The organism is Amycolatopsis nalaikhensis, assembly GCF_030264295.1.
Taxonomy (GTDB): Bacteria; Actinomycetota; Actinomycetes; order Mycobacteriales; family Pseudonocardiaceae; genus Amycolatopsis; species Amycolatopsis nalaikhensis.
Genome location: NZ_CP127173.1, coordinates 956888 through 971287, shown reverse-complemented (window position 1 = coordinate 971287; position 14400 = coordinate 956888). Strand labels below are relative to the sequence as shown.

Genomic DNA, 14400 nt, shown 5'->3' with positions numbered 1-14400 from the left:
ACGCCACCCAAGGAGGCAGCTTGGACGAGGAACTGGCAGCAGATGGTGCACGCTACTTCGCCGATGCCTGCAGCGCTAGCGGTCACACGCTCAGCCCGCCGAACGGTTCGCCGTGCAGGTGTGAGGTTGTGGCAGCACGATTCGAGGCCGACAGGAAGGCGCGCTTCGAGGCGCAGATTTACGACGTCTCCAAGACGCTACTAAAAGTTGATGGATCCGACACCTTTCCTAGCGCTGAGTGGCCGATGGCCGCATTGATGCGCACGGTTGTCGACGAGATCACCGAGCCACCTTGGACGTTTAAGAGCCCCCCTCGTCGGATGGTGCGCATCACCAAGGCGCTTGCGCACATCGGAGAGCTGGGCCTACCACCCGACGCACTGGTGCGAGTGGGTCTCGCACGCAAACTGCGGCTCATGATCACATCATTCGTGATCGCACACTTTCGCTTCAATGAATCAGCCTTGCCATCGAGCCCAGTCCCCGCGGTTCAAGACTGGCTCGACCTGGCCGTTTCATGCATAGATTCTCCCACGTCAGAGCACATTTCCCCCAACGACGAACTCCTGAGCGTGATCCCATCCCTGTGGCGCGGCCAGTTCTCTGCAAAGATCGACGAATGGCTTCAAACCGCATGCATCCGCGACATTGTCGCTTGGCAACTTCACGCAGACCCTCACGACCCTCTAACCGAGGAAGATCTAAACATTCGCGGCGGGCACGAGGCTATTCTTTGGACCGTAGACAGATTTTCTCAGACTCACTACAGCACATGGCATCGCACTTCGCTTTACTGGGAACTCAGGTTCTCCAGCAATCCCGAAGCCACAGCAGCCGAGGCTGGCCTAACCGCTTCAACTCTATTGCAGCGCCCTTCCCACACCGGCCTAGTCGTTGAAGCGATCGTATCCAGAGCCTCCTTCGCCCTGGATCACGAGACGTCCGTACGTGACATCACACACGACCAGCTCGAGCATCAAGTGATCTTCTTGCTACAGCGTGGATTTGCAGCCGAGGCCGTAGCGACTCTACGGGCAGTCCTTCGACTATACCCGGGACTCAACAATGTCCGCTCCATGCTCGGATTTTGCCTCATTACAACAGACCCTACAGAAGCTTTATCCGTCATCGACCGCGTTCATCCCGAGGAGAATCTGCCAGCAGAGCTAATATTAATAAATAGAATTTCGGCGTTGCTGCGCATCCGCGACTTTGATTCTGCTCGACAACAACTTGAAGGGGCGATCTCTACGTTCACAGATGAAGTTGAATATCTACTCTGGCAGCCGGCTGACCTTGCCGCTAAGTCGACCAACCCGTCGAACCTTGCTGCACTTACCGCCAAATCCTGGGGACTTCAGGCGCGAGCCGTCTTGAATGAGGCTAGGCCGACTTGAGTGGCCCGACAGCTGCGTCACCCTCGTCGTCATCGTCTATATTGTCCTCGTCGTCCTGCGCAGCCTCAGGCGGAGAACCATCCGGCACAACTATGCCAGCTTCATCCAGCGCCGCTTCGATCACATGCATGGAAATCATCAAGTGCAAAGGATCAGTGGGGGACTGCACAAGGTCGGCGTGCTTGAGGTAGAAATCCCTAGCTTGTTCATCTCGCGCATGAATGAGCATTGCGCGCACACCAACAACCCGAGATAACTGAAAAGTTTTCTTCATCGCATCGGCAAAAAGAGCCTGACCGATACCTCTGCCTTGATACTCCCAGTCAACAGCGAGACGCGCCAGCAGAATGCACGAGACGTCTGTCGGAGGGTTTTTCCCGGAAACTTGCCCCGGAACATTCTGCTTACTAACTCCAGCAACGACAATCGCGTAATATCCAACCACACGACCCTTGTTCGTCACCGAGACATAGGTCACTGCATTGTTGGCCTTTTGGTTAGCCCACGCGAACTTCGCCAACCAATCGTCGAGCTCGTCGGCGCCGCTCTGGAAGTTCTGAGCGTTGGCATTATCCCGGCGCTCCAACTTCCGTGGCGGGAGGACGACCTCGACGTGGTCGTCCTCCCCTTCATCACGACTGGCCATCGGAACCCGAGAAGGGAGATGGCTGACGGAACAGCTTGGACAGCTTCGGCGTCTCGTGCACCGGCACATCCAGCAGACGCTCAAACTCTTGCCAGCGCTCGTCGTCCAGAACGAACCAGCGACGATCCGCCAGAACCCGCTCTGCCTGCGTCACGGCGGAGTCGAGAACGAAGTCCGTGACCGAACGGTCGGTCGCTGCGGCAGCCTGACGCAACAGTGTCTCCTGCCGGCTACTGGCACGCAGGTTCAGCCTGCCCTCACGTGGTGCTCGCTGGGCGGATTCCTCGGTTGACATCAAGCCCCTCCCTTCAACACTCGACTGCGGTGTACGTACACGGTACATACATCGGCGGGCGGGCTGCATAGTTACATCACCCGACCGGGCCAACGTGCTCGCGAGTCTGTTTCGTTATAAATAATCACGAAAAGTGATTATTTAGCTACACTTAGTTGTTTTGAGGCTTGCCCCCACACCGTTTGGCACAGTCGACACGTGCCCATCGCTGATCGGCGATCAGCTCGTCTACCTGCGTAAACCGCTGGACGACGCGACGCTGGCCAGAACTTGGCCACTCTCGAACGATTGTACGATTCTTCTAAGCTGCGCGTTCAGCGCCGGACGTGCGTACGGGAAGTTTGTCCAGTTTCTGTCCAGCCTCGTCACGTGGGCTCGACCTGCCTGACCGGCAAGTCATCACCTCGATAGACGCCGGCAGCGTTGCTCGATCCCTTTTTGATCATCTGATCGGCTGAGGTTTGAGCGACACCACTGAACCTCCAGCCAGGGGCAGACGAGGACCGACTCGAACGCCGCTCCGACAGTGCCCCTCCCTACTCTGACCGCGGCCACTGGTCGCCTCGACGGTTGCCGCGCAACCCCATCGGGGTTGGACGCTGGGCCTGTCCAGTCGGTGCTGGGCCTCGTTCTCGTCGGATTCGATCCGTTCATCGCGAGCATTCAGGCTTCTGATCACCGAACGGACCCAGCGAGCGACTCCCTCGACCCCTGCTCACCGCCGCCGCTTATCGGGCCTGGTGACCCGACGAAATCGCCAAGCAGTACAACGGGACCGTGAAAATGGCTCGATATCGTGACAACTCGACAGGCGTCGCACCTCGGGTCAAGGCCGAGTCCGTGTAATCGGCTTCCGCCGTACTCGCCGCCGCGAGTCAATGGTCCGGACAGCACCTCGCCGCGAAACTAAACGGGGCACCCAACTCAGCCTGCGGTTCGAGGAATCGGCTGTGGTCTCTGACCGTGGCAGGCTGGCGCAGGCGGGAATCTCGACGCCCCAGTAGCCCCCCGAACAGATGGTCGTCGCACTTCAGGTGCGAGCACGACCGGACCGCAGGATCGCCTGTGGACTGTTCGCAGCCGCCGCGGTGACCTCCGGGCGTCGGTGCCAAGTATCGCGCTGTAACACAGCCAACCTCATTCGCGATCACATCCCGGCGAGCGAACCGCCGGAGGCTCCATGGGCAAGTCCACTCGAAACCGACGGCTCAGGCAGGCCGCCACGACCAGACAGGGCTCACCTCGGGCCCTCAAGCAAGGAAATCGCGCCGAACATTACGGCCGCTCAGTGGGCGACGAGTTGCCGGACTACGAACAGGCCGCCCGGCGCGGTCGTGACTCGCTCGCCGCCGCCTTGATCTCCCGGCACAACCAGAGGATGGACCGGGTGGGGCTGATCGCCCCGGAAGTCACCGCCCGCTCGAGGATCATCCTCAACCAGCTTTTCGTCCTGGAGTCCGGACTGCGAAGGCTGCGTTCCCGGGACGTCTGGATGGCCCGCGCGGAGGCAGCGCCGTGGCTGGACCATCTGCACTGGGGAATCGACAGCCTGGTCTCCGCCATCAGATTGCTGGCATCGGGCCAGCTGATCGGCGCCGCGCAAATCGCGAGGTCCCAACTCGAGCGCTGGGCACTCAACCTCGCCCACAACTCCGGCGACCGGCGGCGCTCCGGGGAGTCGAACGTCGAGTACTACACCAGACTCTGGTCCGGCCGCACGTTCTTCCACGTGGAGTCCGCCAAGCCCCATGACCTTCGGAGTGCGTCAGCCGCCGGGCGGTCACTTCGTCCCGGTGTGCTCTACGGCGCCGTCTCCGAGTTCCTCCATGGTCGTGGACCGGACGCCAAGGCCGTCCTGTGCGAGTCATGCCTGCTCCTCGATAAGGCGTACCTCGGCAGCATGGTCGAAGCCGCGAGCAAAATACTGGATCTGGTCGACTTGTGCGTCGATCGCCTTCGCGCCTGCGTTGCCACTGCCATGGAAGAGGCGGGCTACCCGGATCGTGCAGTCGAGGACTTCCATCGCGGCTCGTTCATCGCAGACCCAGCCGGAGCGAGCCCGTTCGCCCGTTGGGGACTTTGGCTCTAAAACTGACAGAGGTTGTTGACAGTCTGGGCTCCTGATCAAGGGAGGCCCATGGCTGAGCGAGTATGGAGTGAGAAGGACCTGGTCAGGCGTGCAAACCGGCGCCTGGCCGTCCTTCGTCACGCCGAAGAAGTCAGCGGCAACGTCGCGGCGACCTGCCGCTACTACGGCATCAGCCGGACCGTGTTCTACCGGTGGAAACGCCGCTACGAGGACGAGGGCATCGACGGGCTGAAGGACCGCTCGAGCGCCCCGCTGCACTGCCCGACGATCACTCCTCCCGAGGTGGTCGAGAAGATCATCCACCTGCGCCAGCACTACCACTTCGGCCCGCTGAAGATCGAGATGTACCTGCGCCGCTATCACGACCAGGAGATCGGCCACTCCACGATCTACCGCATCCTCAAACGCCTGGGCATGAGCCGGCTGCCGGCGTCTCAGCGCTACAAACGCCACCAGCAGCGGTGGAAGCGGTATGAGAAGCAGCGCCCCGGCCACCAGTTGCAGATCGACGTCAAGTTCGTCGAACCGATCACCACCGACGCCGGCCGGAAGAAGCGGTACTACCAGTACACCGCCATCGACGACTGCACTCGCCTGCGGATCCTGCGGATCTATCCCCGCTCCGATCAGAAGACCGCGATCCAGTTCTTGGACTACGTGCTGTCCCGGCTGCCGTTCCAGGTCGAGAAGATCCAGACTGACAACGGTGCGGAATTCCAGTCCGCGTTCCACTGGCATCTGCTCGACCAAGGCATCGGGCACGTCTACATCAGGCCCGCCACGCCGCGGCTCAACGGGAAGGTCGAGCGTTCGCACCGCATCGACGCCGAGGAGTTCTATCGGCTGCTCGACGGTGTCGTCCTCGGCGACATCGGCGCCTTCAACGACAAGCTCAAGGAATGGGAGGACTACTACAACTACCACCGCCCGCACGGCGGCCTGGACGGCCAGACCCCGTATGAGAGGCTGCTACAGAAGACCCAACCCCCATCCCAGGGTGTCAACGACCAGAAGCAGCAGCACACCTAGGTCACCGGGGCGCGGGTGACCATATGCTGGGTCAATCCGCTCCCTGGCGTTAACGTCGCGCACGGGGCGAAGCCTCTGCCGGTGACCGATCATCCGTCCACGCACCTCAGCGCGTCAGACCTCGACCACCCGCCGGGAGTCGCCACCGTCGTCCCGCAGAGCGTCACGAACCACCGGGTCCTCCGTGTCGTTGAGATCGCGGATGGCCAATCGCCTTGCCGGTGCATTCTCAGGTCGCACCACCGCCACGAGATTCCTTGACGTCGTCGCCCCGACCCAAAGCTGCTTCCGCAACGTCTCAGCGGAGATGGGACGACGGTGGTGGCGCCAGTGTGCAGCGTCCGCCTGCCGCGCTCGCTCCACGAGCTCCTCGTCGAGCCCATCAGACCTTCGGATCACTGCTCCGGCCTGCCTATCGCTCTGCACGCCTGCCGGGTCGGCTGCGACCTGCTCCGGGCCGCCAACGATCGGGTCCGCGGACAAGAGCCGGGGCGGCTGTCCCGAACCTACCTCGGCACTCGCCACGCTCAGGCCGCGAACGAGGCCCGGGTGAGGTCGACTCGGGGCGCGGTGCTGGCCTCACGGCCAGTCCGTTTCCCCGAGCCGCCTCCCGCACCGGACATGCGCCTCTCAACGCATCCGGCGCTCCACAAACCGCGCGTGACGATGCGATCTCACGCCCCGGCGGGCCACGGCGACGGGATCTTCGTTCCCCGGTATCGGTAACGGGTAGTGCTCACCGACGCTGGGTTGAACAGGATCACGTCGCCGTCTGCGGGCCACCACCGGTCGTTGGACACGGTGCAGTAGCGGCGTCGCAGCTTCTCCCAGTTAATCCGGCGGTGTTTCTTGCGGATCCATCGCATTACCCGGCGCCAAACATAGGAACGCAGGTACTCGAAGGTCACATTGGACACTCCGGGCCGGAAGTAGGCCGTCCAGCCCCGCAGCATCGGATTCAGCCGGTGCAGCAGGTCTGCCAGCGATTCGTTCACGTTCTGCAAGCACGCCACCTTCACCTTCGTCATGATCGCGCGGAGCGCTTTCTTCGACGGATAGGTGTAGACGTAGCGCGCGACTGTCCCCCTCTTGCGGTGACGCCGGATGCGCCATCCGAGGAAGTCCAGCCCCTCGTCGATGTGGGTGATCATCGTCTTCTCGGCCGACAGCCGTAGACCCATCGGCGCGAGCACCTCCGCCACCTCAGGAAGGAGCGCTTCGGCCTGTGCCCGGTTGCCGGACACCATGATCACGAAGTCGTCCGCGTACCGGACAAGCCGGTAATTGGCGAGTCCGTGCCGACGCCGTTTCGCTCGCTCCACGGTGCTGATCGTGTACTGGTCGAAATGCTCGTCCAGCACCGACAGCGCCACATTGGCCAGCAGCGGCGAGAGGATGCCGCCCTGCGGAGTGCCGGTGTCGCCGCTCCAGATCTGGCCATCCTTGCCGAGGATCCCGGCTTTCAGGAACGCCTTGATCAGGGACAGGACGCGTTTGTCCGCGATCCGGTGACGCACCCGGTCCATCAGGGCCGTGTGGTCGATCCGATCGAAACATGCCTCGATGTCACCCTCGACAATCCACTCATACGAGTTGGACGCCAGATGCCACGTCTCGGTCACCGCGTCCTGAGCACGACGATTCGGGCGGAACCCGTAGGAACACGAGCGAAAGTCCGCCTCGAAGATCGGCTCCAGCACCAGCTTCAGGACCGCTTGCACGACCCTGTCCCGCACGGTCGGAATCCCCAGCCGACGAACTTTCCCTTTCGTCTTCGGGATATCCACCGCCCGCACGGGCATCGGACGGAACTCACGCGCCTTCAACTCGGCGCGTACCTGTTCCAGCAGAACGCAATCCTGCTGCCACAATCGCACAGCGTGGGCGGTCATCCCGTCCACACCAGCGGTCCTGGCGCCCTTGTTGCTCCGCACCCGAAACCACGCCACCAGAAGGAACGCGGGATCGGCCACGAGGTTGTACAGATCGTCGAACCGGCGATGAGGATCATCGACCGCCCAACGGTGCAGCTTGGCCTGGATCTCCAGTACCCGGCGTTCCGCGTCGAAGAACGCGGCCTCCAGCGCGTCGGTGTTCACCAACGACCTCCTGGCATTCCAGCATCCGTACTGCTGGCTTGCTGGCCCCCTTCGCCATGCAGACGGCTTTCCCGTCCTCGGACTACTACGGAGCCTCCGCCCCACCACGCGCCTTCGGCGGACGATGCGCCTATCCCGGTCCCGACCTGGCCGGCCGGGTCCGGGAGCGACACGCGGTGGTTCCCACGTTCACTGCCTGACCGATCGACGGAATAGGCACCCAGCTCCTGCCCCTGCGGCATCGCCGCGGGTACGCCGTAGACCTTCCCCGCAGCCTCCCTCCGATCATAGGTAGACCGGGTCGGGAGTTCCCCAGGCAGCACCCGGGGTGCGCACCGCAAGCCAGCCCATATCCGCCAGATTTGAGCTGGTGGGCCGCTTGAGAGGCGTTACTCGCTGGTTCCTGCACGTATACCTTTCCGTCTCGCTCGCCGGACCCGGACCGTCTGGCAGTACCGGCCCGTCCCGGCTTTGTCGGGGCTGCTTGCCGCCCTCACCCGCACCTCCAGGCTCAGACTGCCCCCAGCTTCACGCCACCTGCTACGACAGGCAGCGGATGGAGTCCTTCCACCTCCACTCGGTCAAACAACGCCTCGTGGCGCACCCCCACCTCGGCCCACCCGATCAGCAGGAGTGGGCCGACCGAGTCGAACGCAGCCTTACCCCACTGACCAGCGAATACCGAGTCGGCAACGTTCAACAACAGGGTTACCACGCTCGCCGCTATCAGCAGGCGGCGTGCTGGCCGCAACACGTCGCCGCTTGCTCGGGACAGGCCAGATGCCGCGTACCGACCAGCAGCCCAAGCACAGTCAGGTCAACGGCCGGCGCGACGGGGGCGCCACGAACACCGGTACCTGCAGCTTCAACGCCAGGTTAAACACGTTCCCGAACCCGAACAGGAAGGTGAGCCCGACGACCAGGCCCATCGTGACCGTGACGAACCGAGCAGCCGCCTGCGAGTTGGCGCTCATGATCGGCCTCCACCGAGGTCCGGAAGCTCGAAGCTTGCTTCGACCGCCAACGTGCCGAGGTAAAGCCCCTGGTCAGGCCCGTTCCCATCCTTTGGTTGTCCTACCGAAGGCCCCAACCTGCGCCACCCCTGGGCGCTCGAATCGTGCAAGATCATCGGGGATCACTACCCTGGCGACGGCGCCGAGCGATCCAGACGGTGGTGGAAGCCGCAGCTCAAGAGGGTTGTGGCCTCGTGAGGATGCTGCACATGCCCCCGAAGAGGCTCGAGCCCACACCTTCGCCTTCGCCGGCGCCGAGAGGCCGCGCAGAATCTGAATGCGGGCCGGCAGCCGGACAGTGCAGCCGACGCGCCGTCACCGCGCCGCTGGGGTCAGCGGACGGTGCCGGGGCAAGCAGTGGGCAGCCCGACTTGCCGCCGCGCGCAGCCGAAGCCCGCCATCTGTCGGAGACCGGCTGGCCGGGCAGCGACGCCGCGGCGGGCGGGCATGTTTGGGCGATCGTCAAGATAGACACTAAATCGCCCCTACTCAGGGGTAGCAAAAAGCCCAGGTCGTTGACCTGGGCTTTGCTCCCCCGCTTGGACTCGAACCAAGAACCCTCCGGTTAACGGGCCGGCTTGCGCCCGATGTCTCCGAACTCGGCGTAAGGGAAGAAGAGTTATCGAGGCCGAGTCCACGAGTGAAGCGGCTGTAGAGCCGTTCGGCGACGGCGGATGTTCGCTCGAGCATCTCCTCGGCGCTAGCTTCGATCACGCTGGTGCAGATGGGGCCTGGAACGCGGTGCCGGAGACCCGGAAGTCAGCCTGCATGGCCACGGTCGACGGGCAGCCCTCAAGCCCGGTGACGTGCACGCCTACGTCCCAGGCTCCGACGTAGCCAGCATGGGTTTTCAGCAGTGCCGCTGCCATGCTGACGAGCTGGTTGGCGAGTTCGAGGTGGTAGCGCGGAGAGAAGCACGCCTGCGCGGTCTCCGACGAGTCACGAGTGCCCTGACAACTGGTGACGCGGAGACCACCGTCATCCTCCAGCAGGAGATGCTTGGGCGGAGACCTCGGCGTCTTCGGACCTTTTCGGACATCAAGACGGACGTGACCATGAGCCCGTCGGCATGCGGCACCTGCCGGTCGTGCATCTCCTCCAACGTTCTCGAGTACGCTGCGCGGCCGGGCAGGTGTTCGCGTACCCATTGCGCGAGGTGGGCCGGCGCGAGCACCTCGGTCACACGAGTCACCCAGGGCATCGCCGGCCGGACATGGAAGTAGATGTGACCGAAGCGCCGCTCATCTGCGGGTATCGGGTCGAAGTTCTCGCCCATACACCACCCCGAAGAGCGGTACCGCCTGACCGATCGCCCGGAAGTGTCCTGGCGGTTGACGACGCTGAAGCGTGGGACGCCTTAGTAACAGGCGTGCTGCTGCCACTGGAACCAGGCGCCGTACCGGTACACCTGAGTACCGAAGCAGGTCTGCACGCCCGGGCGGTCGTCAACCATCGGGGACGGCGCCCAGGCACCGGCGCCGGGCCGCGCCGGCTGCGAGGCCTTCCCGGGGTTCCAGATCGTGCTCACGGTGCCGAGGTAGGCGTTGAACGGCACGGCGACCAGCAGCCAGGCAGAACCGCAGGCGTCGGAGTGGTACACCTCGACGTAGGCCGCGACATCGCCGTTCGTGCCCCACGCCCGCCAGGTACCCAGGTACCGAGCGCCCTGGCTGCACCCGGTCGCCGACGCGCTCTGCCCAGCGCACGACGGTCCGTAACAGGATGCCGCCTGGGCAGTCTGCGGGCCGACCACGGACAGCCCGGCGAGCATCAGTGCGCCGATCAGCATCCTCGTGACCAGGAGTTTCGAGCCCTTCATGTGTCCTCCTCCAGCTTGGTGTGCGGTGATCCGGAAGTTCATCTGCTGTGCCGTTGCCGACTCTCGAGCGCACACGCACGGCCCCGCCGGGCCGCGTCGAACGGGTCCGGCGACGTCCCGGCGCCTTGTCCGGGCGCCGTCCGCCACGCACGGACCATCCCGGCAGCCCGGCCCACGACCGGGTCGCGCGGCGGGCTGTCCAGCGCGAAGTGGCTCTCCTTTGGGGTCCGGGGATCGTCGCCGCCCCAGCGGACCGCACCGCCGCACTCGGCGAGGATGTCCCGGATGACCGCGACCTCGGCCGGGAGAAACCCGCCCGAAACTCCCAGCGGGTAGTGCTGAGGGTGCAGCGCTATCGCAGTACCCGACAGGTAGTCCGACTCCAGCGGCGTGACGCCACCCCGATCGGCGCGATAACCGGTGACGTCACCCGGGGTCAGAGGACGGACCTCGTAGTGGAATCGCCGCGCGACGTGGACGAGGAGATCCGTGGCGTCCCCGTCGAGCAGCTCGACGTCGGCCATCGAGCCCTCGATCCGGCGTCGGCGCACCGCACCCGGCGGGACAACCGGCCAGCCGTTGCGGGAAACCGGCGCGTTCCAGCTTCCGGCCTGCGTGGGCTGCGCGGCGGCGAACCCCGCCGGCCGGATGAGGGCGCTGCCGCCGGCGACGGCGAGCCCGGCCAGGAACCGTCTTCTGTTCACGGATCTGTTCATCGTGTTCACCCCGCCAGTCCGCTGATGAGTTTCGCGTAGCCGCTGATGAAGGAGTCCAGGTCGTCGCGGGGAATGTCCGACGGTTGCGGGCAGCTCAACCCGATCAGACCGGCGCGGAAACCGGCGACGACGAGATCGCTGTCGGCCAGCAGTAGCGATCGAGCCGCTGATTCGACGTCGGCGATCCGGCCGTTGTGGCGCCTGCTGAAGAAGCTGCCGAATCTTGTCAGGTGCCCGCCGCCGTAGTGGGCGCGCATGGCCTGGTTGATTGGTGTGCCGCCGCGGACGGCCATGCCAATCAGGTATCCGTCGACGTCATCGATCAAGTCGTCCAAGGCGAACGTCGACGGGACGGTGATCTTTGCGAGCCGGTCCCGGCAGAACGCCTCCCCGGACGAGTAGCGGGGATCGCTGGACTGCCACTCGCGGTAAAACGTGCAGAGGTCGCCGCCCCAGCCGCCGAAGTCCCCTCGCGTCACGGAATCGGCGCCGCCGGCATCCTTGAGGTAGATCGAGTTGGCCGCCGCGCCGAAGTGGTCGACGTCGACCGCGATCCCGTAGAACGGATCTCGGAAGGTCGTCATCCGCTGCGGCCCGTGCTGCTGGGCGTAGTCGATCCACGCGCGGTCAACGTCACCGATCAGCACCTTCCAGCCCTGGTTGTAGGTGTCGACGTACGTCGGGAACCGGAGAAACTCCATGACCCGCAAGCTCGGGTCGCTGCTGCCGTACGCCTGCGCGGTGGCGTACAACTGATCGATGTAGCGCAGGTACCACTCGACAGGGGACATCGCCCCGCCGACGTCGCTCCGGCCGGCGCCGCCGTCGGCGCCGGGGCGCTGCGCGTCGCGGTCCAGGTCGAAGACGTCGCCGCCCGCCGAGAACTGGAACTCCTTGATCTGGGTGAACGACCAGTTCGCCGGCATCGGGAAGCCGAGGTTGCCGGAGAATCCCCACGACATACCCGAAACGAACGAGTATGCGGCGTACGCTTCGTCGGTCACGCGAGAACATACGTTGCGTGATCCGTAGACCCCGGCGATATACCGCTTCCCCTTGCTCGCCAGTCCCGCCTGCACACCGTGAAAGTAGGGCACGATGTTGCTGGTGATCTCCTCGTCCATGGCGTCGTAGTCGACCGCGAAGTAGATGACGACGCCGGGGTTGAACCCATAGCCGGCGGCGCGGTCGTGCGCGCGTTGCGCGTGCTGAAAGCCCTGGCTGTAGGTGAAGTCGCCGAGGTCACGGGCGCCGTATTGCGAGATCGGGACGACGCGCAGACCGCCGTCGAAGATGACGTCGAGCTCGCCCGGCTGGATCTCCTTATCCAGGGTGCTGTCCGGATCTTCGTCGAGGTAGCGGCCGACGGTCGCGTACCCCGCCGCCCGCATGGCCTGTGCCCGGGACGGCGTGATGTGGAAACGGGTGTCGCACGCCGCGACCGGCCGATCGGGGTCGCCGCAGGAGATCAGCAGCTGTGCCCACGTCTGGTAGTCGCCGCGGCCGGTGACGGCCAGCGCGGAGAAGCTCTGGAACGCGCGGACGTAGTCGCCGAGCAGGGTGTCGAACGTGGCCTTGAACGCAGTGCGCACCGGCCCGTCGCCGCTGGGAACCGCCCCGTTGAACACGCAGGCCGCGCTGAAGAGTTGGACGAAAACGCCCGTCGAGCCGGAGGAGAGCTGGTGTGCCCGCAGCCCGTTCTGGGTCGTTGGGCCGAAGTTCCCGGTCGCCTGGTCTTCGGGCACGCCGAACTCGTACTGGAGTGCCCTCATCAGGGCTGTCTGAACGTCGCGGGAGTAGAACCCCTCGCTGGGGATGATGAAAGAGGACGCCTTGGTCCAGTAGCGGCGGTTTAGCCACTGCTGGATGTCCCGGACTTCTTGGCTGCCTCCAGGTAGCAGGACGTAGGCGTCCATCGTTAGGATGGCTTTGAAGACCTTCGGCTGGGTGAAACTGTTGGAGGGATCCAGGCCGGCGTCACCCTTGAGGTCGCTGACTGCATTGAGGGTGCTGCTGTCGTAGACGCCGAGTGTGTCGCCACCCCAGTAGCCTTTGCAGAACAGACCGTGCTGGAGAATCCGGATGATGTTGGAGTTTCCGTAGCCCGGCCGGACGTCGCCACGCTGCTGCAACAACGACAAGGTGGTGGGGCCGAAGTTGGTCGACAACGTGGTTATGCCCAGTTCGTGCTGCAGGGCGTGGGTGAGCGAGAACATCGTCGCCCACCCGGTGACCCCGTTTTCCGTGCACGGCTGGTATCCGGGCACCGCGTGGTAGGTGGCGTTGACCCACTGTTGAGCGTTGAGAACCTTTTGGTCCATGTTTCCCCCTCATGATTCGTGGTGCCGATCCGGCTCAGACGTAGGCTGTTTCCGTCACGCCCCAGGCGCCCCAGATGACCGCTTTGACGCGCAGGACCGGCGAATAGATCATCCGAGACCAGGAGACCGAGCCATTCGAGTCGCCGTACCCGGCGGTATATCCGGTTTCCTGAACGGCTTTGATGTTCCCGGTGGGAAAATTGGCTCGGGCCCAGTTGGTCTTGCATGTGGGCGACCAGCGGATTTCGACGTATTGCTGCCCGTAGGTGCCGTAAACACCGGCGGAGGCGACAGTGTAGGCGTCCGCCGCGCAGTTCATGGCCATCGGGTCCTGGCCGGAACAGTAGTCCCCGTAGCAGCCGACGGACTGCGTCGAAGCGGAAGCCTCGACCGATGGCGCGACGAAAAGAGCCGCACCAGCCAAAGTCGCGAGCACAATGCCGGAAATCTTCGATTTCATGACGTGGGAACCTTTCGACGAAATACGTGGATTCGCGGATCCGACGTGCCGGGAGCGCAGATTCGATATTTCCAGTCGCGGGGTAGCGGCACCAGGGGACATAGGTACCCGGGGCTGGTCAGCCCGCCGGGACGTCGGTGCAGACGGCGGGGTCCGGCGGCAGGTACCTGGTGTCGTCGCAGTCGAGCCTTCGGTAAAGGTCGCCCCGGGTGTCGGATGCGGTGCGCACGGCCCAGTTGTCCGCGGTTCCCCCGCATCCGGCTCTCACCTGGTAGTCACCGCCGAAACCGTGCGAGAACGTGTACCGCGCGGCTTTCGCCGTTCCCTGGACGCCGGCTGAGGCCCAACCGGAACCGCCGGCCGTAGCCTCGATCCAGACCCCGACCACGCTGTTGCCCGATCGACAGGTGATGTCGACTGTGAGCGTCCGGGGGACGGCCCGCGGCAGAGTGAACGCCAACGCCACCCAGGCGACGACCAGAGCCACCAAGAGTCCATAGGAAAGCCAGAAGTCGG

The 14400-nt window shown here is 64.3% G+C and carries 11 protein-coding genes and 1 pseudogene; 3 read left to right on the top strand and 9 right to left on the bottom strand.

Annotation, left to right across the window (positions count from 1 at the left end; genetic code table 11):
- Positions 1–20: 20 nt before the first annotated feature.
- The gene (locus tag QP939_RS04740; RefSeq protein ID WP_285455306.1) at positions 21–1397 is read left to right on the top strand and encodes a tetratricopeptide repeat protein; all 1377 of its coding nucleotides are present in this window, start codon (positions 21–23) and stop codon (positions 1395–1397) included.
- On the opposite strand, the gene QP939_RS04735 is transcribed toward QP939_RS04740, so the two are convergent.
- A complete protein-coding gene (locus QP939_RS04735) occupies positions 1384–2043 on the bottom strand; it encodes a GNAT family N-acetyltransferase (protein WP_285455305.1) in 660 nt (219 codons plus the stop codon). The two genes, QP939_RS04740 and QP939_RS04735, sit on opposite strands and share 14 nt — an antisense overlap.
- Positions 2030–2338, bottom strand: a complete 309-nt coding sequence (locus tag QP939_RS04730) for a type II toxin-antitoxin system TacA family antitoxin (protein WP_285455304.1) — start codon at positions 2336–2338, stop codon at positions 2030–2032. Before QP939_RS04730 ends, QP939_RS04735 begins: the two co-directional genes overlap by 14 nt.
- Positions 2339–3626: 1288 nt before the next feature.
- Between QP939_RS04730 and QP939_RS04725 the strand changes: the two genes are divergently transcribed.
- On the top strand, positions 3627–4427 hold the full coding sequence (locus tag QP939_RS04725) for a hypothetical protein (RefSeq protein WP_285455303.1): 801 nt from the start codon (positions 3627–3629) through the stop codon (positions 4425–4427).
- 48 nt (positions 4428–4475) lie between these two features.
- The gene (locus QP939_RS04720) at positions 4476–5456 is read left to right on the top strand and encodes an IS481 family transposase (RefSeq protein ID WP_285452190.1); all 981 of its coding nucleotides are present in this window, start codon (positions 4476–4478) and stop codon (positions 5454–5456) included.
- A 674-nt stretch (positions 5457–6130) separates the two neighbouring features.
- Here QP939_RS04720 and ltrA read toward each other — a convergent pair.
- From ltrA to QP939_RS04685, 7 genes and pseudogenes are all read right to left on the bottom strand, one after another.
- Positions 6131–7555 (bottom strand): group II intron reverse transcriptase/maturase, encoded by a 1425-nt coding sequence (gene ltrA / locus QP939_RS04715; protein ID WP_285455302.1) that lies wholly within the window; start codon positions 7553–7555, stop codon positions 6131–6133.
- Positions 7556–8159: 604 nt separating this feature from the next.
- Positions 8160–8529: pseudogene (locus tag QP939_RS04710) on the bottom strand (hypothetical protein); the annotation flags it as partial.
- Positions 8530–9925: 1396 nt separating this feature from the next.
- Positions 9926–10387, bottom strand: a complete 462-nt coding sequence (locus QP939_RS04705) for a hypothetical protein (protein ID WP_285455301.1) — start codon at positions 10385–10387, stop codon at positions 9926–9928.
- A gap of 38 nt (positions 10388–10425) precedes the next feature.
- Positions 10426–11103, bottom strand: a complete 678-nt coding sequence (locus QP939_RS04700) for a twin-arginine translocation signal domain-containing protein (protein ID WP_285455300.1) — start codon at positions 11101–11103, stop codon at positions 10426–10428.
- 5 nt (positions 11104–11108) lie between these two features.
- Positions 11109–13424, bottom strand: coding sequence for a glycoside hydrolase domain-containing protein (locus tag QP939_RS04695; protein ID WP_285455299.1), 2316 nt, complete (start codon positions 13422–13424; stop codon positions 11109–11111).
- Between the two features lie 34 nt (positions 13425–13458).
- Complete coding sequence (locus tag QP939_RS04690) at positions 13459–13884, bottom strand: DUF2690 domain-containing protein (RefSeq protein WP_285455298.1); 426 nt, start codon at positions 13882–13884, stop codon at positions 13459–13461.
- A gap of 118 nt (positions 13885–14002) precedes the next feature.
- The gene (locus QP939_RS04685; RefSeq protein WP_285455297.1) at positions 14003–14371 is read right to left on the bottom strand and encodes a hypothetical protein; all 369 of its coding nucleotides are present in this window, start codon (positions 14369–14371) and stop codon (positions 14003–14005) included.
- Positions 14372–14400 lie beyond the last annotated feature (29 nt).

Bases quoted from the DNA above. Each gene is read 5' to 3' on its own strand.
- QP939_RS04735 (WP_285455305.1), bottom strand. From the start codon at position 2,043: ATGGCCAGTCGTGATGAAGGGGAGGACGACCACGTCGAGGTCGTCCTC.
- QP939_RS04730 (WP_285455304.1), bottom strand. From the start codon at position 2,338: ATGTCAACCGAGGAATCCGCCCAGCGAGCACCACGTGAGGGCAGGCTG.
- QP939_RS04720 (WP_285452190.1), top strand. From the start codon at position 4,476: ATGGCTGAGCGAGTATGGAGTGAGAAGGACCTGGTCAGGCGTGCAAAC.
- QP939_RS04705 (WP_285455301.1), bottom strand. From the start codon at position 10,387: ATGAAGGGCTCGAAACTCCTGGTCACGAGGATGCTGATCGGCGCACTG.
- QP939_RS04700 (WP_285455300.1), bottom strand. From the start codon at position 11,103: ATGAACAGATCCGTGAACAGAAGACGGTTCCTGGCCGGGCTCGCCGTC.
- QP939_RS04695 (WP_285455299.1), bottom strand. From the start codon at position 13,424: ATGGACCAAAAGGTTCTCAACGCTCAACAGTGGGTCAACGCCACCTAC.
- QP939_RS04690 (WP_285455298.1), bottom strand. From the start codon at position 13,884: ATGAAATCGAAGATTTCCGGCATTGTGCTCGCGACTTTGGCTGGTGCG.